Raw genomic sequence first — 20,710 nt, 5'->3', positions numbered from 1 at the left:
TCACCGGGTGCGGTACCCCGCCCCGAAGTGGCGCGGGCATCCCTACGCCGGCCTTTTCAACACGGTCAGGCTCCGGCCCACCAACGTCAGACGTTCGCCGCCGTCCACCTTCGGTCCGGCCGACACCGGCTCCGCCTGCGCCGTGTCGACCACCACCTCCCACTGCCGGCCGTGGTTCACCGGCACCACGAAGTCCAGCGGCTCCGGCGACGCGTTGAACATCAGCAGGAACGAGTCGTCGGCGATCCGCTGGCCCCGGGTGTCCGGTTCCGAGATCGCGTTGCCGTTGAGGAAGACCGTGAGGGCCGACGCCTGGGCCGAGTCCCAGTCCCGCTGGACCATCTCGTGGCCCTCGGGGGTGAACCAGGCGATGTCGGAGAGCTCGTCGTGGGTGCCCTCCACCGGGCGGCCGTGGAAGAAGCGGCGGCGCCGGAAGACCGGGTGCTCCTTGCGCAGCCGCGCCATCGCGCGCGTGAAGGCCAGCAGCCCGCTGTCGTCGTCGGGAGCCGGCCAGTCCACCCAGGACACCTCGTTGTCCTGGCAGTACGCGTTGTTGTTGCCCTGCTGGGTGCGCGCGAACTCGTCGCCGTGGCCGAGCATCGGCACGCCCTGGGACAGCATCAGCGTGGCGATGAAGTTGCGCATCTGCCGTTCGCGCAGTTCGAGGACCGTGGGGTCGTCGGTGTGGCCCTCGACCCCGCAGTTCCAGGACCGGTTGTGGCTCTCGCCGTCCCGGTTGTCCTCGCCGTTGGCCTCGTTGTGCTTGTCGTTGTACGACACCAGGTCGTGCAGGGTGAAGCCGTCGTGGCAGGTGACGAAGTTGATGGAGGCCAGCGGGCGGCGGCCGTCGTCCTGGTAGAGGTCGGAGGAACCGGTCAGCCGGGATGCGAACTCCGCCAGCGCGCGCGGCTCGCCGCGCCACAGGTCGCGCACGGTGTCGCGGTACTTGCCGTTCCACTCGGTCCACAGCGGCGGGAAGTTGCCCACCTGGTAACCGCCCTCGCCGACGTCCCAGGGCTCGGCGATCAGCTTCACCTGGGAGACGACCGGGTCCTGCTGCACCAGGTCGAAGAACGACGAAAGCCGGTCCACCTCGTGGAACTGCCTCGCCAGGGTCGCCGCGAGGTCGAAGCGGAAGCCGTCGACGTGCATCTCGGTGACCCAGTAGCGCAGCGAGTCCATGATCATCTGGAGGACGTGCGGGGACCGCATCAGCAGCGAGTTGCCGGTGCCGGTGGTGTCCATGTAGTAGCGCGGGTCGTCCGTCAGCCGGTAGTAGGACGGGTTGTCCAGGCCCCGGAAGGACAGCGTCGGGCCCAGGTGGTTGCCCTCGGCGGTGTGGTTGTAGACCACGTCGAGGATCACCTCGATCCCGGCCTCGTGCAGCGCCCGGACCGCCGACTTGAACTCCAGGACCTGCTGGCCGCGGTCGCCCCAGGAGGCGTAGGCGTTGTGCGGGGCGAAGAAGCCGATGGTGTTGTAGCCCCAGTAGTTGTTCAGGCCCATGTCGACCAGCCGGTGGTCGTTCACGAACTGGTGGACCGGCATCAGCTCCAGGGCCGTGACGCCGAGCGCCGTCAGGTGCTCGATGACGGCCGGGTGGGCCAGGCCCGCGTAGGTGCCGCGCAGCTCCTCAGGCAGCCCAGGGTGGCGCATGGTCAGGCCCTTCACATGGGCCTCGTAGATCACCGTGTGGTGGTACTCGGTGCGCGGCCGCCGGTCGTCGCCCCAGTCGAAGTACGGGTTGATCACCACCGACGTCATGGTGTGCGGCGCCGAGTCCAGGTCGTTGCGCTTGTCCGGGTCGCCGAAGTGGTAGCCGTACACCTCCTCGCCCCAGCGCACGGACCCGCTGACCGCCTTCGCGTACGGGTCGAGCAGCAGCTTCGCCGAGTTGCAGCGCAGCCCGCGCCCGGGGTCGTACGGGCCGTGCACCCGGAAGCCGTACCGTTGCCCCGGCATCACGCCGGGCAGGTAGGCGTGCCGGACGAAGGCGTCGCTCTCCCGCAGTTCCACCGCCGTCTCGGAGCCGTCGTCGTGCAGCAGACACAGCTCCACTCGGTCCGCGGCCTCGGTGAAGACCGCGAAGTTGGTCCCGGCGCCGTCGTACGTGGCGCCGAGCGGATATGCCTCTCCAGGCCAGACCTGCATGAAGTCGACTCTTCCAGGTGTGTCCTGCGCCCGGGGGCGCCTTGGTCATGAGTCTGCCCGAAAGTAATGGAACCCCTCGTGACTTACGTCCCTCTTACCCCGCGACCAGTGCACACAGCAGCCCGTAAGGCGACGTGTGCCGAACCAGTGGGGCAATCACGTACTCCCTGTGACCAAGGGGGAGTAGGGGGAAGATGTGCGCAAGATAGTGCACCGCCATCTGGGCAAGGTGGTGGCCGGTGCGGGACTGGCGGTGGCGGGGACCGCCGTGATGGTCGGGATCACCCTGCCGGGCACGGCAGGGGCGAACGAGTCGGGAGGCAGCGACGGGAACGCGGCGGTGGCCGCGCAGCAGGGGGGCCGGGGGCAGGACGCCGTCAAGCCGGGCGTGGTGGAACGGGCGCCCGCCGAGGGGAAGAAGGGCACGGGCAGCGACCCGCTGACCGACGACGAGACCAGGCGCGTCGAACAACTTGCTCTGACCAAGCAGATGTTCAGCGCCGGGGAGAACGTCGAGGGCCGGCGCGGCCCGCAGCGGCTCAGCGTCGATCTCGCCGAGCCGGACGCGAACGAACTGGACAGCCCGGACGCGCCGCGCCGCGCGGACGTGACGTTCTACGACTACCGGGACGACACCCTCGTCACCCGGACCGTCAACCTCGACACCGGCAAGGTCGAGCACACCACCAGCAGTAAGGGCGTCCAGCCGCCGCTCAGCCACGACGAGAACGTCGAGGCGCTCAAGGTGCTCGTCGCCGACCCGCTCGGCGCCGGCCTGAAGGCGGACTTCAAGGACGCCACCGGCACCGCGCTGACCGATCCGGAACAGCAGCTGCTGCTCAACAGCGCGGTCTACCGCGCCACTCCGGGCGCCCAGCCCGCCGCCCTCGACGCGTGCGGCGAACACCGCTGCGTGCGGCTCTTCCCGAAGGTGAAGAACGGGCCGTGGATCGACGCCAGGTCGCTCATCGTCGACCTGAGCGCGCGCAAGGTCGTGAAGCTCGGCCACTGAGCCGGCCCCTCCGTTCACCTTTCACCCTGCATCTCCCGTACCAGGAGTCACTTCGTCATGCACGTGAACCTGCGCGCGAGCACGCGCGTGCCCAGAATCCGCCATGCCCGCAGGACGGCCGCCGTGGGCCTGTCCGCGGTCGCGCTGGCCGCCGGCGCCACCACCGCGGCCGGACCCGCCGTCGCCCAGCCGAAGCGGGCAGCCGCGGCCGCCGCCGACTGCTCGGCCGCCTACCGCATCGAGCAGCAGCTCTCCACCGGCACCACCTGGCGGATGTGCTGGCGCTACGACAGCAAGGCCGGACTGGTCCTGGAGCACATCTCCTACCAGCCCAAGGGTGAGTCGGCCCCCGTCAAGGTCCTCTCCAGCGCCCGCCTCGCCCAGATCGACGTCCCCTACGACGACGGCAGCGTCGAGTACGACGACCTGACCGGCTTCGGCTTCGCCCAGGGCCTGGTGCCGCTCGACTCGGCCGAGTGCCCCGGCGGCACCATCAAGACCGTCAAGGTCCCGGAAGCCTGGGATCCGGCCCACCCCGACGTCAACGGCCTGTGCACCACCACCCGTTCGCGTGGTCACGCGTACCGGATGCAGGCCGACACCGGCAACAAGGTGTACCAGGCGCAGGGCAAGGACCTGCTGGTCTACACCGTCAACAAGGTCGGCTGGTACGAGTACATGACCGAGTGGCGGTTCCAGGACGACGGCACGATCAACATGAACGTCGGCGCCACCGGCAGCCTCTCGCCGGGCGACTACGACGCCGGGGACGGCCGCGGCTGGCCGATAGGCAAGGGCGCCACCGCCTATGCAACCAGCCACGCCCACAACGTCTTCTGGAAGCTGGACTTCGACCTCGACGGCTCCTCCAAGAGCCGTATCGAGCAGTACGACTCGAAGGTCAGCGCTCCCGTGCACGGCCAGGAGGCGCCCACCAACAAGACCACCCGCACCGATGTCACCAGGGAACTCGCCGGCGACGCCGAGAACATGCGCTGGTGGCGGGTGGTCAGCACGGCCGGCAAGAACAAGGACGGGCACGCGCGGTCCTACGAGATCGTCCGGGGTGCCAGCAACAAGTACCCGGGCCACGCGTTCACTTCGCACGACGTCTACTTCACCCAGTACGACAAGTGCGAGCAGTTCGCCAGCAACAACCCGGGCTGCCCGAGCGGACGCCCCAAGACCGTCGACAAGTTCGTCAACGGGCAGACCCTCACCGACCCCGTGGTCTGGGTGAACGTCGGTTTCCACCACATCGCGCGCGACGAGGACCAGCAGCCGATGCCGGTCCACTGGCAGGGCTTCTCCATCGCCCCGCGCGACGTCACCGCTATGAATCCGCTCACTCCGGCAGCCCTCGCTGATCAGAACGGACAGCCCGGAAACGGTAGTTGAGAAACGACCTGTCCATCCGGCTGCACCGCCGACCACTCCCGGAGTACCCTTCCTTGATCATTGGCACAGGGAGAGCTCGGGGGAGCGGAAGGCGGTGCACGGGTGGGCTCGGGAGGCCTGGAGCTGCCCCCTGGTGACGAGGGTCACGAGGGGAACTCCACAGACGTCCCGCCCGGCGCGGTGTCCCTGGCCCGGCCGATGGACGCCACGGGCTCCATCGGGCCGGAGCTGGAGTGGGACGCCGACGCCTGGCTGGAGGTGCGTACGCGCGCCCAGCGGGCCGGCCGGGCCTACATCTGGCTGAACCTCGTCGAGCAGCGGATGCGGGCGGTCGTGGCCGCCGTGCTGCGGCCCATCTACGAACCCGTCCACGGCGACGAGTGGGTGGTCGCCGCCGCCGGTCCGGCCGGCCAGGAGTGGGTCCAGCGGGCCGTCGCCGTGCGCGAGGTCAGCCGCCGCAAGGGGTACCTGCTCGACCCCGCCGACGACAACGTGCTCAGCTTCCTCACCCTGCCGCAACTGCGCGAGCTGATGGTCCAGCACTGGCCGTGCTTCGAGCCGTACTTCGACGAGCGCCGGGACGTCGAACTCGCCCTGGACGAGCTGGAGGTGACCCGCAACGTCGTCTCCCGCAACCGGGCGCTGTCCGGGGCCGTCCTCGACCAGGCCGAGCGCGCCTCCGCCCGGCTCCTGGAGATGCTCGGCACGGGCGGCGACGTGCCCTCGGCGCGCCGGCTCCCGGTGGACGCGGTGGAGGACCTGGTCGGCGACCGCTACGCCGACGTCGTCGCCGTCCATCCCGACCGGGTCCGCCTCATGCGCCAGTTCCCGGCCGAGGACCTCTTCGGCGGCGCCCGCCGCCTGGACGCCATCGGCATCGGCCTCAACCTGCTCGTGCAGAACTTCTCCGGCCGCCGCCTGGTCCGCCTCGCCGAGACCGGCTGCCGGGTCCGCCTCCTCTTCCTCAACCCCGCCTCCAGCGCGGTCAAGCGCCGCGAACGCGAACTCGGGATGAAACGGGGCGAACTGGCCCGCTCGGTCGAGATGAACATCCTGCACATGCGCCGGGTCCGCTCCCGCCTGCGCGACCCGGGCGCCTTCGAGATCCAGGTGTACGACGACACCCCCCGCTTCTCCGCCTACCTGGTGGACGGGGACGGCGCCGACGGCGTCGGGATCATCCAGTCCTACCTGCGCGGGGCGCGCGGGATGGAGTCACCGGTGCTGGTGCTCCGCAACGGCAGCAAGGTGGTCAAGTCGGACGACGTCGTGGAGACAGGCCTCTTCCCGACGTACCGCGAGGAGTTCGAGACGGCTTGGGCGGATTCGCGCCCGGTGTCCTGACGCGCGTGTGCGACGCTGACGCACCGGTAAGCGGAACGCGGTCGTCTGATTGTCAGTGGCGCATGCGAGGGTGGAGACCACTGGGGGAAAGCACCACCAAGAAGGGGGGCCGCCCATGGGCTGGCACCAGGAGCTCCTGATCGGCTTCGACCTGGAGACGACGGGTACGGATCCGCGCGAGGCACGGATCGTCACGGGGGCCGTGATCGAGGTCAGGGCCGGGCAGGAGCTGGGCCGCCGCGAGTGGCTGGCGGATCCCGGCGTGGAGATCCCGGCCGACGCGGTGGCGGTGCACGGCATCAGCAACGAGCGGGCGGCTGCCGAGGGCAGACCGGCCGACCAGGTCGCCGACGCCCTCGCGGACGTCCTCACCGGTTACTGGAAGACGGGCGTCCCGGTCGTCGCCTACAACGCGACCTTCGACCTCACCCTGCTCTCGGCGGAGCTGCGCCGGCACGGACTCCCGTCCCTCTCCGACCGCCTCGGCGGCCTCGACCCGGCACCGGTCGTCGATCCGTACACCATCGACCGCTGGGTCGACCGCTACCGCCGCGGCAAGCGGAACCTGGAAGCGGTGTGCGCCGAGTACGGCATCACCCTCGCCGCCGCCCACAACGCCTCGGCCGACGCCCTTGCCGCGGCGCGGCTGGCCGGTGCGATAGCCGAGCGGCACCCGAAGATCGCGGCGCTGGGTCCTGCGGAGCTGCACCGGCGGCAGGTGGAGTGGTACGCGGAGTGGGCGGCGGATTTCCAGCGGTTCTTGCGGGGCAAGGGGGAGGCCGACGCGGTGGTGGACGGGGCGTGGCCCCTGCGGGAGCTGGCCGACGTCGTTTGAGTGCAGGCCGGTGGGGGCTTGTCGTACAGTTCCTCCCCCAGCTTTCGGCCGGGGGTACCCCAGCGCCCCGAAGGGGCGCTGCTCAGGGGCCGCGGCTCAGAAGGGGTACCAGCGCACCGACTCGTCGCCCTCCCGTAGCGAAGCCACCCGGCGTTCGAATTCCGCCAGTGCCTTCGGGTTGGTCGGGGCGTGCTGGGCCACCCACGCGCAGCTGGCCGTCTCCCGGGCGCCGCGCAGCACTCCGCACCCCTCCCACTCGCGTACGTCCCACCCGTAGGCCGTGACGAACGAGTCGTAGGCGTCGGCGGGCAGGCCGTACCGGTCGCGGGACAGTGCCATCACCACCAGGTCGTGCTCGCGCAGGTCGCAGGAGAAGGTCTCCAGGTCGACCAGGACCGGGCCGTCCGGGCCGACGTGCACGTTGCGGGGGAGTGCGTCCCCGTGGATCGGCCCCGGCGCCAGACGAGGCGTCAGCGCGGCCGCGGCCGCCGCGAAACCGTCCCGGCGCTCTCGCAGATACGCCGCGTCGGCGGGGTCGATCGCGTCGCCGGCCAGCCGCAGCCAGCGCTCCACACCGCCCAGCAGCTCGCGGGGCGGCAACGCGAAGGGAGGAGAGGGCAGAGCGTGCACGATCCGCAGCACCGCGGCCAGATCCCGCGGCTCGGCCGGCCGCACCGGGTCCGGCAGCCGGTGCCACACCGTCACCGGGTGGCCGTCGACGAGCAGCGCCTTGGGCTCGGCGGCGCGTACGGCGGGTACGTCCGCCTCCGCCAGCCATCCGGCGATCTCCAGCTCCCGCCGGGCCCGGTCGAGGAGCTCGGCGTCCCGGCCGACCTTCACCACCAGGTCCCCGGCCGCGAACACCGCGTTCTCGCCCAGGGCCAGGAGCGCGGCGTCGGCCGCCGCACCGGGCAGCACACCCGCCGCGGCCAGTACGTCCCGCGCCCTCGCCTCGTCCATCGCCCGCCTCCGTGTCCGTTCCCGGCGCCCGGGTGCCCGCCGCTGTGCGGGTGCACACGGCGTCGCCTTCTCGCCATCCGGCGGCCAGTCTCGCATCCACGGAGGTCGGACGGTGTGCGCGGTGCCTTGACGGGACAACCCGCCTTCACGACCATGTCCAGGCCCGACCGGGCCGCGCAAAGGGGGACGACGTGGCATTGGTTACCGACGTGGCGAGTGCGGGGCGGCCGGCCGCCGCCCGTGTCGACGGCCGCGGCGCCTGGTTCCTGGTCCTGCCCGCCCTGATCCCGATCCTCGTGCTGAGCGTCGGTCCGCTGCTCTACGGGATCCTGCTGGCGTTCACCGACGCCCAGTCGGGCCGGACCGCGGCGACGCGGTGGATCGGCGGTCTCAACTTCCGGGACCTGCTGCACGACACCCTCTTCTGGGAGTCGTTCCGGATCGGCCTGGTCTGGGCCGTCGGCGTGACCGTGCCCCAGTTCCTGCTCGCCCTGGGCCTCGCCCTCCTCCTCAACCAGGAGTTACGGCTGCGCTGGCTGGCCCGCGCGCTCGCGATCGTGCCGTGGGCGATGCCCGAGGTCGTCGTCGGCATCATCTGGCGGCTGGTCTACAACCCCGACGCGGGGGTCCTCAACGAGACCCTGCACGACCTCGGCCTCGGCGACGGCCGGGACTGGCTGAGCGGTCTCGGCACCGCCCTGCCCGCCGTGATCGTCGTCGGCGTCTGGGCGGGGATGCCGCAGACCACCGTCGCCCTGCTGGCCGGACTCCAGAACACCCCGCGCGAACTGCACGAGGCGGCGGCAGTGGACGGCGCCGGCGCCTGGCGCCGCTTCCGCGCGGTCACCTGGCCCGCCCTGCGACCCGTCGCCCTCGCCGTCACCGCACTCAACCTGATCTGGAACTTCAACTCCTTCGCCCTGGTCTACGTCCTGACCAACGGCGGCCCCGGCGGCAAGACCCGGCTGCCGATGCTCTTCGCCTACGAAGAGGCCTTCCGCTACGGCCAGTTCGGGTACGCGGCGGCGATGGGCTGTGTGATGGTCGCGGTGATCGCGGTGCTGCTGGCCGTCTTCCTGACGGGCCGGCTGCGGGGAGGCGAGGACGCGTGAGGACCCGTACCGCAGCCCGCGCCGGTCAGTACGCGGCCCTGCTGGCCTACCTGGTCTTCCTGGCCTTCCCGCTCCTGTGGCTGCTCTCCACCGCCTTCAAGTCCCCTCAGGAGCTTGGCAGTCTGCATCCCACCTGGATCCCCCGGCACCCCACCCTGGCCAACTTCCGCCAGGCCTTCGACGAACAGCCCCTGCTGCGGGCCGGCCTCAACTCCCTGCTCGCCGCGCTCGGCGCCGCGCTGGTCGCCGTCGTGCTCGCGACCCCGACGGCCTACGTCATGGCCCGGCGCCGCACCGTGCTCGCCCGGGCGGCGACCGCATGGGTGGTGGTCAGCCAGGCGTTCCCGTTCGTCCTGGTGATCATCCCGCTGTTCCTGGTGCTGAAGAACCTGCGGCTCATCGACTCCCTGTTCGGGCTGGTGATGGTGTACGTGGTGTGGGCACTGCCGTTCGCGCTGTGGATGCTCGTCGGATACGTCCGAGCGGTGCCCGTGGAACTGGAGGAGGCGGCGGCCGTCGACGGGGCCGGGCGGCTGCGGACGCTGGTGTCGGTGACGGCACCGCTGCTGGCGCCCGGGATCGTGGCGACCGGGCTGTTCGCCTTCGTCACCGCGTGGAACGAGTTCTTCTTCGCGCTGGTGCTGCTGAAGGCACCGGAGAAACAGACCCTGCCGGTCGTCCTCACCCACTTCATCGGCGCGGAGGGCGTCGCCGACCTGGGTCCGCTGGCGGCGGCCGCCTTCCTCGCCACCCTGCCCTCGCTGGTCGTCTTCGCGCTGGTCCAGCGGCGGATCACGGGCGGGATGCTCGCCGGGGCGGTGAAGAGCTGATGCGCACCAGGATCGGCACGGCGGTCCTCGTACTCCTCCTGCTGCTCGCGGGCTGCACCTCCGCCGCCCGCACCGGCCCCATCACCCTGCGGTTCCAGTCCCTGGCCTGGCAGGACGAGTCGGTGGCCGCCAACAAGGAGCTGGTGAAGGAGTGGAACGCGACGCACAGGGACGTCAAGGTCAAGTATGTCCAAGGGAGTTGGGACAGCGTCCACGACCAGTTGCTCACCTCCTTCGAGGGTGGTGAGGCACCGGACATCATCCACGACGCCTCCGACGACCTCGCGGACTTCGCCTACGGCGGCTACCTCGCCGACCTCACCGGCCTGCTGTCCGACCGCCTGAAGTCCGACATACCGCAGCGCAGTTGGCGGACGGCGACCTTCGGGCAAGGCATCTACGGCGTGCCCTTCCTCCAGGAACCGCGCGTGCTGATCGCCAACAAGACCTGGCTCGCCAAGGGCGGCGTGCGCATACCCACCCCCGAACACCCCTGGACCTGGGCCGAGTTCCGGCAGATTACCGAGCGGCTCAGCGGCGAGGGGAAGTACGGCGTCGCGTGGCCGCTCAAGGAGCCCGTCTCCGCCACGCTCAACCTGTCGCTGTCGGCGGGCGGGCAGCTCTTCCACCGGGGCGCCGACGGGAAGGTGACCGTGCGGTTCGGGTCCGCCGACCAGGTCGTGCCGCGCACGATCCACGACCAGGTGAACGCCGACCACAGCGCGCCCGGCTCCACCCTGGGCAGCGGCGGCTCGGACACCCTGCCGGGCTTCTTCGGCGGCAAGTACGCGATGGTCCCGCTCGGGTTCTCCTACCGTCAGCAGATCGTCCAGCAGGCACCCAAGGGCTTCGACTGGGAGGTGCTGCCCGCCCCGGCCGGCGCCGACGGCCTCGCCCAGGGCGTCAGCCCGCAGACGTTGTCCGTCGCGGCGGACAGCCCGCACAAGAAGGCGGCGGCGGAGTTCATCGACTTCCTGCTGCGGCCGGAGAACATGGTCCGGCTCGCCCTCGGCGACTGGATGCTGCCCACCGGCACCCAGGCCCTGCGGGACCCCGCCCTGCGCACCGCCAAGTACGGCTGGGCCACCGGCACCGCTCTGGCCGGACACCTCAGCCCGGCCCCCGCCCAGACGGTCCGCGGCTACCCCGAGTGGAAGGACAAGGTGGCCACCCCGGCCCTCCAGGAGTACTACAGCGGGGTCATCGGCCTCGGTGCACTCCGCCGCCGTCTGGAGCAGGACGGCAACCTGGTGCTGGCCCGCTACCAGCGCTGAGGCCCACGAGGGACAGGGCCCGTTGGCTCCCCCGGAGACCAACGGACCCTGTGTCGAAGGGCGTTGCCGCCCGGCTCAGACCGGCAGCCGCTCCTGCTCGCCCCGCGTGGCCGGCGCCCCGGCCTCCGGCGACTCGTCGTGCGTCAGGTCGGGCAGCCACCGCAGCCAGCGCGGCAGGTACCAGTTGCGCTCGCCGAGCAGGGCCATCACCGCCGGGAGCAGCACGCCCCGGATGACGGTCGCGTCGATGAGGACCGCGGCCGCCAGGCCCACGCCCATCTGCTTCATGGACTGCATGGACAGCGTGCCGAAGATCGCGAACACGGCGACCATGATGACGGCGGCGCTGGTGACGACCCCCGCCGTGGTGACCACGCCGTGCTGGATCGCGTCCCTGGTGGACCGGCCGCGCAGGCGGGCCTCGCGGATCCGGGAGACCACGAACACGTGGTAGTCCATGGACAGGCCGAACAGGATCACGAAGAGGAACAGCGGCAGCCAGGTGACGATCGCGCCGACTCCCTCCGCGCCCACCAGCGAGGCGCCCCAGCCGTGCTGGAAGACGGCGACGAGGATGCCGTAGGCGGCGCCCACCGAGAGCAGGTTGAGCAGGATCGAGGTGACCGCGACCGTCAGCGAGCGGAAGGACAGCAGCATCAGGAGGAAGGCGAAGACGACCACGAAGGCGAAGACCGGGACGACCGAGCCGAGCAGCTGGTCGTTGAAGTCCTGGTTGCCCGCGACGTTACCGGTGATGGGCGCCCGTACGCCGTCGATCTTGCCGAGTGTGGCCGGCCGTACCTCGTCGCGCAGTGTGTGCAGGCTCTTGCCGGCCTTGTCCAGGTCGGAGCCGCCGACCAGCGGGACGGTGATCAGGGCGACGTTCTGGGCGTCGTGCAGCTTGATGTCGACGGGCCCGCGCGAGGCGCCCGAACTGATCGCCCGCTCCTTGAAGTCGGTCAGCTCCTGCCGGACCTCGGGGGCGTTGATGTCCTTCGCCCTGACGACCACCTCGGCGGGCTCGGAGCCGCCGGGGAAGGCCTGGTTGACGCGGTCGTAGGTCTGCACGATCGGCAGCGAGTTCCCGAACTCCTGGTCCAGGGTGAGCTGCGAGGTCTTCATGCCGAGGGCGGGAGCCGCGACCGCGAGCAGCGCGCCCACCGCCACGACGACGGAGACCAGCGGCTTGGCGAGGACCCCCCGCAGCACGGCCGTCCAGAAGCGGCTCTCTGACGGGCCGTGGGCCCGCTTGCGGCGGCGCAGGAACGGGATGCGGCCCTTCTCGACCCGGTGGCCGAGCAGGGAGAGCAGCGCGGGGAGCACCGTCACGGAGCCGACCATGGCGACCGCGACGACCATCAGGGAGGCCAGGCCCATCGCCTCGAACTCGGCGAGGCCGGTGAACAGCATGCCCGCCATCGCCACGCACACCGTGACACCGGAGACGATGATGGCCCGTCCGCTGGTGGCGGCGGCGATCCGCAGCGCGGCGTCCGCGTCCCGGCCGGCCTCCCGCTCCTCGCGCTCCCGGCGCAGGTAGAACAGGCAGTAGTCGACGCCGACCGCCATGCCGACCAGCAGCATCACGGAGTTGGCGGTGTCGCTCATCGGCTGCAGGTGGCTGACCAGGCCCATCAGGCCCATCGTCGCCATGATCGCGGTGATCGCCAGACCCACCGGGAGCAGCGCGGCCACCAGGGCGCCGAAGGCGATCAGGAGAATGCCGAAGGCCACCGGCACGGCGGAGTACTCGGCCCGCTGGAAGTCCTTGCCGAAGGCGTCGGCGTACTGCTTGTTCATGCTGGCGCCGCCGATCTCCTCGATCCGCAGCGTGCCGTGCGCCCTCTGCACCCCGGCCACCGCGTCCAGCACCGGCTCCACCCGGTCGCCGGCCGTCCCGGAGTCGCCGCGCATGTCGAACTGGACCAGTGCGCTGCGGCCGTCCTTCGAGATCGTGCCGGTGACGTAGGGCGAGGTGACGTCCGTGACCCTGCCGGTGCCGCCGACGGCCTTCACGACGTCCGAGACGGCGGCCTTGAAGGCGGTGTCCGTGGCCTTGACCGACGGGTCCTCGGCCTGGATCAGGACGGTCTCGCTCGCGGGTTCCTTGATGCCCGCGTCGTCGATGATCTGCGCTGCGGTGTGGGTCTCGCCCTTGAGCTGGTCGCTCTCGTCGACGTCGACCCGGCCGGCCGCCGAGCCGAGCCCCATCGCCAGGACGACGAACAGCACCCATATGCCGACGGCGGCCCAGCGGTGCCGGGCGCTCCAGCCGCCGGCCCGGGCGGCCAGCCCCCGCACCCGCGTCTCTCCGTTTCCCTTCACGGGATCCATGACGGAACCGCCCCCTCGTGTGCGGTGACGACCCCCCGGCCGCCACGATCTCTTCACGACTTCCTTCGTTCGATTCGAAGGTATGGGCCGGACAAGACCGACTCCTCGTGCTGCCCGGTGAGGTCGGGTGGCCGTCTCTCGTCGCCTGGGAGGATGTCGGGCCCTTACATCTATCCACCCATCTCGGGGGTGATGATCAGGGACGCCCCTTCCGACGACGGTGATCCTCTTTGTGATTACAAAACCTTGTTGAACAAGTCACAGGTGCGTGTAGGAGTTGATCCGGACCGGTCCGATCGGCCAGAGTTTCGGGCAGTCCGGCATGCCCGGCACGGCCGTCGCGCCAACCCCCACGGGGCACGACGGCCGTTCTAAGGTGTTCGAATGACGAGGTATGCGGCGCTGCTGCGCGGGATCAACGTGGGCGGCAACAAGAAGCTCCCGATGGCCGAACTGCGCACGCTGATGAGCGGACTGGGGTACGACTCCGTCCAGACCTACCTGCAGAGCGGACAGGCCGTCTTCACCGCCGCCGACGCGGACGCCGACACCCTGGCGGCGGAGCTGGCCGGGGCGATCGAGGAGCGGTTCGGCTTCCCGGTCGACGTGCTCGTCCGCGACCACGCCTACCTGAAGGCCGTCGAGGCGTCCTGCCCGTTCCCGGCCGCCGAACTGACGGCCAGGCAGCTGCACGTCACGTACCTCTCCGCGCCGGTCACCGCGGAGCGCTACGCGGACATCGACCCGGCCGCCCACCTCCCCGAGGAGTTCCGGCTGGGCGACCGGGCCCTGTACCTGTACGCCCCGGACGGCCTCGGCCGCTCCAAGCTCGCCGAGGCGCTGTCCAGGCCCCGGATCCACAAGGGGCTGACCGCCACCACCCGGAACTGGAACACGGTGGTCAAACTGGTGGAGATGACGGCCCCGGAAGCATGACCGACCGCCGCCGCCCCCCTGCCCCGGGGGCGGGGCGACGGCCTGTGCGAGGCTCCTCCCATGCGCTACATCATCATCGGAGCGGGCGCCGTCGGCGGCGCGGTCGGCGGGCGGCTGGCCGGCGCGGGACACGAGGTCGTCCTGGTGGCACGGGGCGCGCACCACGCGGCGCTGCGGGACGCCGGGCTGCGGCTGAAGGTGCCGGACGGCGAGTACACGTACCGGCTGCAGGCCGTCACCGGGCCCGGGGAACTGGGCGGGCTGCGCGCGGACGACGTCCTCGTCCTCGCCGTGAAGACACAGGACACCGTGACCGCCCTCCAGGCCTGGGGGCCGACGCCGGTCGCGGGCGGTAGCACGGCGGCGGAGCGGCTGCCCCTGTTCTGCGCCCAGAACGGCGTGGAGGGCCAGCGCCTGGCCCTGCGCGTCTTCCGGCACGTCTACGGCGTCTGCGTCTGGCTGCCGTCGACCTTCGTCGAACCCGGCGTCGTCTCCGCGGGCGGCGCCCCCCTCACCGGCATGCTGCACCTCGGCCGTCACCCGCACGGCACCGACGCGACCGCCCGGCTGGTCGCCGCCGACCTGGAGAAGTCCCACTTCGAGGCACCGGTCGTGCCCGACGTGGCGCGCTGGCAGTACGCCAAGCTGCTCTCCAACCTCGGCAACGCCCTGGAGGCGGTCGCCGGGCCCGTCGCCGACGACGCGGCCCAGGCCCTGTTCCAGCGGGTGCGGGCCGAGGGCGAGAGGGTGCTCGACGCCGCCGGTATCGCGTACGCGAGCGTCGAGGAGCAGAAGGCGCTACGTGGCCACAAGGTGGACCTGGTCCCGCTGGCCGGTGCCCCGCGCGGCGGCGGCTCCTCCTGGCAGTCCCTCAGCCGCGGTACCGGCACCATCGAGGCGGACTACCTCAACGGCGAGATCGGGCTGCTGGGCCGCCTGCACGGCGTTCCGACGCCGCTCAACGACCTTCTGCAGCAGCTCGCCAACACCTTCGCGCGCGAGCGCCGGGTGCCCGGCTCGATGCCGTTCGGGGAACTCGCCCGCCTCGCCGGTGAGGCCGCCTCCACAACTGGTTGATACAAGAAGCTGGTCACGTGCTGCGCCGTCGTGGCTGCTCGCGCGCAGTTCCCCGCGCTCCTTTGGGGCGCGTCACCTGTAGCGCCCCTTCAGGGGCGCGGGGAACTGCGCGGGCAACCCCAACGGCGCGGCGGTCCGCGCGGACCGGTGCAGCCCCTGGTGTGACGCGTTTGCCGGACGCGACGCAGAAGTAGGTGTGCCGGCCACGGGCCGGCCTGTTCGCGGTCCGACGGACAGGGGAGCGCCGGACCGCGAACACCAAGCCCCGCGCTCAGGCCCCGACGGCCGCCAGGGCCGGAGTGCGTGCCGCGTCGTACCGTTCCAGGAGCACCCGCGCCACCTCGGGCGCCGGACCGAGCACCTCGGCCAGCACGTCCGCCTCCGCCGCGCCCCGCGCGATGCGGTCCGGCAGGAAGCCGGGGGCGAGGACGTACGGGGCCACCGCGACCCGGGCGCAGCCCAGCTCCCGGAGCTCGCGTACCGCTTCCTCGGTGCGGGGCAGGGACGCGGAGGCGAACGCGGGCCGCACGGCGCCCCAGCCGGTGCGCTGCCACTCCCGCGCCAGCCGTGCGATCACGGCGATCGCCTCCGGGTCGCTGGACCCCGCCGAGGCCAGCACGACCCCGGTCGAGGACCTGTCGGCGGGGGTCAGTCCGGCCTCGTGCAGCCGCCGTTCCAGGGCCGACAGGAGCAGCGGCGACGGGCCCAGCACCTCGGCCTGCCGGATCCGCAGCCGCGCCGGCGCGTCCCGCAGTACGGCCGGGATGTCCGCCTTCGCGTGGAAGGCGCGGGTCAGCAGCAGGGGGAGGGCCACGACGTCACGGACGCCCTCCGCCGCCAGGGACTCCAGCACCGCGTGCACGGACGGGATGGTGAAGTCCAGGAAGCCCGTCTCCACGCGCAGCCCGGGCCGCAGCGACCGTACCCGGCGCACCAGGCCGTGGACGGTCGCGGCGTGCCGCGGATCACGGCTGCCGTGGGCGATGACGAGGAGAACGGGCTTCGTACGCATGGACCTCAGCTCTTCACCAGCAGGCCGCGGCTGCGCAGCACCCACCGCTCCAGCGGACTGAAGATCAGCAGGTCGATCGCGATGCCGACGAACAGGATCAGGATGATGGCCTCGAACACCATCGCCATGTCGCTGGCGGTCCGCGCGTTCTCCAGGAGCTGGCCCAGGCCCACGCCGAGGTCGGGGAAGCTCGCGATGATCTCCGCGGCCATCAGCGAACGCCAGGAGAACGCCCAGCCCTGCTTCAGCCCCGCCACGTAGCCGGGCATGGCGGCCGGCAGCACGACGTGCCAGATGCCCTTGACGCCCGTCGCGCCCATGGTGCGGCCGGCCCGCAGGAACAGCGGGGGCACCTGGTCGACACCGGACACCAGGCCGTTGGCGATGGAGGGGACCGCGCCGAGCAGGATCACGGCGTACATCATCGAGTTGTTCAGGCCCAGCCAGATCACGGCCGGCGGCACCCACGCCACCGACGGCAGCGACTGGAGGCCGGACAGGATCGGGCCGATCGCCGCCCGCACGAACCTCACCCGCGCCACCAGCAGCCCCAGCGGGGTGCCGATGAGCAGCGCGAAGAGGAAGCCGAGCAGGCCGCGGCTGACGCTGGTCCAGATGTAGCCGAGCAGGTCGCCCTTGAGCCAGGCGTCCTTGAAGGCGTCACCGACCGCCGTCGGCGAGGGCAGCTTGGACGGGTCGTCGACGACCGGGACGAGGAGCGTCCAGACCACGAGGACCACGGCGAGCGCGATGATCGGGGGCAGGATCTTGCCGGTGAAGGTCTGGCGGAGGGTCGGGCGGCTGGTGGCCGTCGTCTCCAGGGCGTCGAGGCCGGCCTCGACACTTCCGGCGTCCTTGGCCGGCGTCGTCTCAGTGCTGGCCATGACGGCGGATCTCCCCACGCAGTACATCGGTGATCTCGAGGGACAGTTCGGCCACGGGGGCGTCCTCGATGCGGCGCGGCTGCGGGATGCCGACCTCCCACTCGCGGGCTATCCGGCCCGGCCGGGACGACAGCAGGATCACCCGCTGGGCGAGCCGCACCGCCTCGCGCACGTTGTGCGTGACGAACAGGACGGAGACACCGGTCTCCTCCCAGATCCGGGTCAGCTCGTCGTGCAGCACGTCACGGGTGATGGCGTCCAGCGCCGAGAACGGCTCGTCCATCAGGAGCAGCCGGCTCTCCTGGGCGAGCGAACGGGCCAGGGCCGCCCGCTGGCGCATGCCGCCGGACAGCTCGTGGACGCGCTTGCCGTGGGCGCCCTTGAGCCGGACAAGTTCGAGCAGCTGCTCGGCCTTGTCCCGGCGGTCGTTCTTGGGAACCCCCCTGAGCTTCAGGGCGAGTTCGATGTTCTTGCCCGCGGTCAGCCACGGGAAGAGGGCGTGCTCCTGGAACATCAGGGCGGGCCGCCCGTCCGTCGCGATGGAGCCCGCGGTGGGCCGGTCGAGCCCCGCCACCAGGTTCAGCAGCGTGGACTTGCCACAGCCCGAGGCCCCCAGGAGGGTGACGAACTCGCCCGGCGCGACATCGAGGGTGATGTCGTCCAGGACGAGCTGCTGCCCGCCCGGAGTCGCGAAGGACTTCGAGACATGCTCAAGGCGTGCCGCGTACTCGACCGACTCGTCGGCCTTGGCGAGTGTCGTGGTCGTGGCCATGGTCGTCACCTCCTGGGATCTCGTCGGGACCGGCGTCAGCTGCTGCCGAGACCGGCGGCGTCGACCGGGCTCTGGCCGTCGGCCTTCAGCACCTTGTTGAGGATCGTCAGGTCGTAGATGTTCTTGAGCAGCGGGTCGGTGAGCAGACCGGCCTTGACGGCGTGCTGGGCCTCGGTGTTGAGGGTGGAGGCCAGCGGGTCGTCGGTGAACTTGACGGACGACCAGGCCGAGTTGAGGACGTTGTCGGGCAGCGCCTTGCCGGAGTCGACCGCCAGCTGCTTGTTGGCCGAGGCCTTCGCGGCGTCCGGGTTGGCGTTGATCCACTTGTTGGTCTCGACCGAGCCCTTGAGGACCGCCTCGACGACCTTCGGGTGCTCCTTGAGGAACTTCTGCGACACGATGATGTTCGTGATCACGAACTTCTTGTCGGGCCACAGCGAGGACTCGTCGAGCAGCACCTTGCCGCCCTCGGCGACCAGCTTGGACGCGGTCGGCTCCGGCACCCAGGCGCCGTCGATGGAGCCGGCCTTGAAGGCGTCCGGGGTGATCTTGTTGTCGGTGCGGACGACCGTGACGTCACCCTTGCCGCTCTGCGCGTCGACCTTCCAGCCCTGGTCCGCGATCCAGTTGAGGAACGCCACGTCCTGCGTGTTGCCCAGCTGAGGCGTCGCGATCTTCTTGCCCTTGACGTCCGCCAGGGACTTGATCTTCTTCGGGTTGACGACCAGCTTCACGCCGCCGGAGGCCGAACCACCGATGATCTTCAGGTCGGTGCCGTTGGACTTGGTGTAGCCGTTGATCGCCGGGGAGGGGCCGATCCAGCCGATGTCGATCGACCCGGAGTTGAGCGCCTCGATCTCGGAGGGACCCGCGTTGAAGATCGCGTACTTCGCCTTGGTGGCGCCGAGTTCCTTCTGGAAGAAGCCCTTCTGGTTGCCGACCAGGGCGGTCGCGTGGGTCAGGTTGCCGAAGTAGCCGATCTTGACGGTGTCGAGGCCGTCGATCTTCTTGGACCCGGCGGCCACCTTGGTGGTGTCGCTCTTGTTGGAGTCCGACCCGTACCCGCAGGCGGCGAGGGTGAGCAAGGGGAGCGCGGCGAGCGCGGCTATGCCGCGGCGAAGGAAGGTTGAGCGGTTGACAGGCACGGGAGGCTTTCCTCTCGTTGGCCCGGCGGTCACGGTCTCTCAGGTCGTGGCCGGGAGGTCGGCAGGTCTTCGTCGCATCCGGGACGGCGGGTGGGGGGCCAGGGCGCGCAGGCAGTGCGCGTACGTCATCGCGCACATCGCGCCACCCCGCCCTGCCCGCTGCCGAGGGCGCCGCTGCCGACGCGGCCGCCCTCCTTCGCGAACGTCGAGTAGACGTCGGTCATCGTCATGTCAGAAGTCCCAGCCGTCGTCTTCGGTCTCGTCCTTGACCGGCTCGGGGGAGGCGAACGACTCGCCGACCATGCCCGCGGTGAGCGTGGTGCCGTCGGCGGGGTCGATCAGGATGAACGAGCCGGTGCGGCGCGAGTCGGCGTAGGAGTCGACCGGCAGCGGCTCGGCGGTGCGGATCTTCACCCGGCCGATGTCGTTGGCGACGAGCTGTCCCGGGTGCGGGTGCAGGGACAGGTCGTCGAGCGTGAGGCGGGACGGGATGTCCTTGACGACCGCCTTGACCGTGCGGGTGCCGTGCTTGAGCAGCACCCGGTGGCCGACGGTCAGCGGCTGGTCGGCGACGTGGCAGACGGTCGCCTCCACGTCCTGGGTGGTCGCCGGGGCGTCCTTCGTCGGCACGATCAGGTCGCCGCGCGAGACGTCGATGTCGTCGGTGAGCAGGAGCGTCACCGACTGGGTGGTCCAGGCCGCGTCGACCGGCTTGCCGAGCAGGTCGATGCCGGAGATCGTCGTGGTACGCCCCGACGGCAGGACCGTGACCGCCTCGCCGACGTGGAACGTGCCGGCCGCGATCTGGCCGGCGTAGCCCCGGTAGTCCGGGTGCTCCGCGGTCTGCGGGCGGATCACGTACTGCACGGGCAGGCGCGCGTGGCAGTGGCTCAGGTCGTGGGCGACCGGGACGGTCTCCAGGTGCTCCAGGACGGTCGGGCCGCCGTACCAGTCCATGTTCGCGGACGGCTCCACGACGTTGTCACCCACCAGCGCCGAGATCGGGATCGCGGTGACCTCGGGGACGCCCAGCTCGGTCGCGTACGCCGTGAACTCCTCGGCGATCCCCGCGAAGATCGCCTCCTGGTAGCCCACCAGGTCCATCTTGTTGACGGCGAGGACGACGTGCGGGACGCGCAGCAGGGCGGCGATCGCGGCGTGCCGGCGGGTCTGCTCGACGACGCCGTTGCGGGCGTCGACCAGGATCACGGTCAGTTCGGCGGTGGAGGCGCCGGTGACCATGTTGCGGGTGTACTGCACGTGGCCGGGGGTGTCGGCGAGGATGAAACGGCGCTCGGGCGTCGCGAAGTAGCGGTACGCCACGTCGATGGTGATGCCCTGCTCGCGCTCGGCGCGCAGCCCGTCGGTGAGGAGGGCGAGGTCGGGGGCGTCCTGGCCGCGGCTGGCCGAGGCACGCTCGACGGCCTCCAGCTGGTCGGTGAGGACCGACTTGGAGTCGTGCAGCAGCCGCCCGACCAGGGTGGACTTGCCGTCGTCGACGGAGCCCGCGGTCGCGAACCGCAGCAGGGTCGTCTCGGCGAGGCCGAGTTCCGTGGTGCTGGTGCTCATGGCTAGAAGTACCCCTCGCGCTTGCGGTCTTCCATCGCGGCCTCGGAGAGCTTGTCGTCGGCCCG

The 20,710-nt window shown here is 71.0% G+C and carries 17 protein-coding genes; 9 read left to right on the top strand and 8 right to left on the bottom strand.

The features are described 5' to 3' along the window. Positions 1–42: 42 nt before the first annotated feature. Complete coding sequence (glgX, locus tag ACFY0K_RS42795; protein ID WP_390644458.1) at positions 43–2,151, bottom strand: glycogen debranching protein GlgX; 2,109 nt, start codon at positions 2,149–2,151, stop codon at positions 43–45. A 196-nt stretch (positions 2,152–2,347) separates the two neighbouring features. Between glgX and ACFY0K_RS42790 the strand changes: the two genes are divergently transcribed. The 4 genes from ACFY0K_RS42790 to ACFY0K_RS42775 all read left to right on the top strand — a co-directional run bounded on the left by ACFY0K_RS42790 (position 2,348) and on the right by ACFY0K_RS42775 (position 6,740). After that, complete coding sequence (locus ACFY0K_RS42790; protein WP_390644457.1) at positions 2,348–3,163, top strand: Tat pathway signal sequence domain protein; 816 nt, start codon at positions 2,348–2,350, stop codon at positions 3,161–3,163. 57 nt (positions 3,164–3,220) lie between these two features. Then, positions 3,221–4,561, top strand: coding sequence for a copper amine oxidase (locus tag ACFY0K_RS42785; RefSeq protein ID WP_390644456.1), 1,341 nt, complete (start codon positions 3,221–3,223; stop codon positions 4,559–4,561). A gap of 102 nt (positions 4,562–4,663) precedes the next feature. Next, positions 4,664–5,905, top strand: a complete 1,242-nt coding sequence (locus ACFY0K_RS42780) for an SAV2148 family HEPN domain-containing protein (RefSeq protein WP_351961965.1) — start codon at positions 4,664–4,666, stop codon at positions 5,903–5,905. 115 nt (positions 5,906–6,020) lie between these two features. Further along, positions 6,021–6,740, top strand: coding sequence for a 3'-5' exonuclease (locus ACFY0K_RS42775; protein WP_351961966.1), 720 nt, complete (start codon positions 6,021–6,023; stop codon positions 6,738–6,740). Positions 6,741–6,836: 96 nt separating this feature from the next. Here the strand turns inward: ACFY0K_RS42775 and ACFY0K_RS42770 are convergent, their stop codons facing one another. Next, entirely contained in the window at positions 6,837–7,700 is an 864-nt protein-coding gene (locus ACFY0K_RS42770) for a phosphotransferase enzyme family protein (protein WP_390644455.1), read from the bottom strand. A 197-nt stretch (positions 7,701–7,897) separates the two neighbouring features. Here ACFY0K_RS42770 and ACFY0K_RS42765 point away from each other — a divergent pair, with 197 nt between their 5' ends. Genes ACFY0K_RS42765 through ACFY0K_RS42755 form a run of 3 tightly spaced genes read left to right on the top strand, consistent with a single transcriptional unit; the run spans position 7,898 to position 10,916 of the window. Next, positions 7,898–8,812, top strand: coding sequence for a sugar ABC transporter permease (locus ACFY0K_RS42765; protein ID WP_351961975.1), 915 nt, complete (start codon positions 7,898–7,900; stop codon positions 8,810–8,812). Next, positions 8,809–9,642 carry a carbohydrate ABC transporter permease gene (locus ACFY0K_RS42760; RefSeq protein WP_390644454.1) on the top strand — a complete coding sequence of 278 codons (834 nt, stop codon included), beginning with the start codon at positions 8,809–8,811 and terminating at the stop codon, positions 9,640–9,642. Before ACFY0K_RS42765 ends, ACFY0K_RS42760 begins: the two co-directional genes overlap by 4 nt. Next, complete coding sequence (locus tag ACFY0K_RS42755) at positions 9,642–10,916, top strand: ABC transporter substrate-binding protein (protein WP_390644453.1); 1,275 nt, start codon at positions 9,642–9,644, stop codon at positions 10,914–10,916. Before ACFY0K_RS42760 ends, ACFY0K_RS42755 begins: the two co-directional genes overlap by 1 nt. A 75-nt stretch (positions 10,917–10,991) precedes the next feature. On the opposite strand, the gene ACFY0K_RS42750 is transcribed toward ACFY0K_RS42755, so the two are convergent. After that, entirely contained in the window at positions 10,992–13,250 is a 2,259-nt protein-coding gene (locus ACFY0K_RS42750) for an MMPL family transporter (protein WP_390644452.1), read from the bottom strand. A gap of 384 nt (positions 13,251–13,634) precedes the next feature. Here ACFY0K_RS42750 and ACFY0K_RS42745 point away from each other — a divergent pair, with 384 nt between their 5' ends. Continuing rightward, entirely contained in the window at positions 13,635–14,186 is a 552-nt protein-coding gene (locus ACFY0K_RS42745; protein WP_390644451.1) for a DUF1697 domain-containing protein, read from the top strand. 60 nt (positions 14,187–14,246) lie between these two features. Further along, positions 14,247–15,263 (top strand): ketopantoate reductase family protein, encoded by a 1,017-nt coding sequence (locus ACFY0K_RS42740; protein WP_390644450.1) that lies wholly within the window; start codon positions 14,247–14,249, stop codon positions 15,261–15,263. A 271-nt stretch (positions 15,264–15,534) separates the two neighbouring features. On the opposite strand, the gene ACFY0K_RS42735 is transcribed toward ACFY0K_RS42740, so the two are convergent. The 5 genes from ACFY0K_RS42735 to ACFY0K_RS42715 all read right to left on the bottom strand — a co-directional run bounded on the left by ACFY0K_RS42735 (position 15,535) and on the right by ACFY0K_RS42715 (position 20,645). After that, positions 15,535–16,275, bottom strand: coding sequence for a sirohydrochlorin chelatase (locus ACFY0K_RS42735; protein ID WP_390644449.1), 741 nt, complete (start codon positions 16,273–16,275; stop codon positions 15,535–15,537). Positions 16,276–16,280: 5 nt separating this feature from the next. Then, complete coding sequence (locus tag ACFY0K_RS42730) at positions 16,281–17,159, bottom strand: ABC transporter permease (RefSeq protein ID WP_390644448.1); 879 nt, start codon at positions 17,157–17,159, stop codon at positions 16,281–16,283. After that, on the bottom strand, positions 17,146–17,931 hold the full coding sequence (locus ACFY0K_RS42725) for an ABC transporter ATP-binding protein (RefSeq protein WP_351962848.1): 786 nt from the start codon (positions 17,929–17,931) through the stop codon (positions 17,146–17,148). The genes ACFY0K_RS42730 and ACFY0K_RS42725 overlap by 14 nt, the downstream gene beginning before the upstream one ends. A 35-nt stretch (positions 17,932–17,966) precedes the next feature. Further along, on the bottom strand, positions 17,967–19,076 hold the full coding sequence (locus ACFY0K_RS42720) for an aliphatic sulfonate ABC transporter substrate-binding protein (protein WP_390644447.1): 1,110 nt from the start codon (positions 19,074–19,076) through the stop codon (positions 17,967–17,969). Between the two features lie 231 nt (positions 19,077–19,307). Further along, positions 19,308–20,645 carry a sulfate adenylyltransferase subunit 1 gene (locus tag ACFY0K_RS42715; protein ID WP_390644446.1) on the bottom strand — a complete coding sequence of 446 codons (1,338 nt, stop codon included), beginning with the start codon at positions 20,643–20,645 and terminating at the stop codon, positions 19,308–19,310. Positions 20,646–20,710 lie beyond the last annotated feature (65 nt).

Source organism: Streptomyces sp. NPDC001507 (assembly GCF_042894765.1).
Lineage (GTDB): Bacteria > Actinomycetota > Actinomycetes > Streptomycetales > Streptomycetaceae > Streptomyces.
This window is presented reverse-complemented; position numbering and strand designations above follow the sequence as displayed.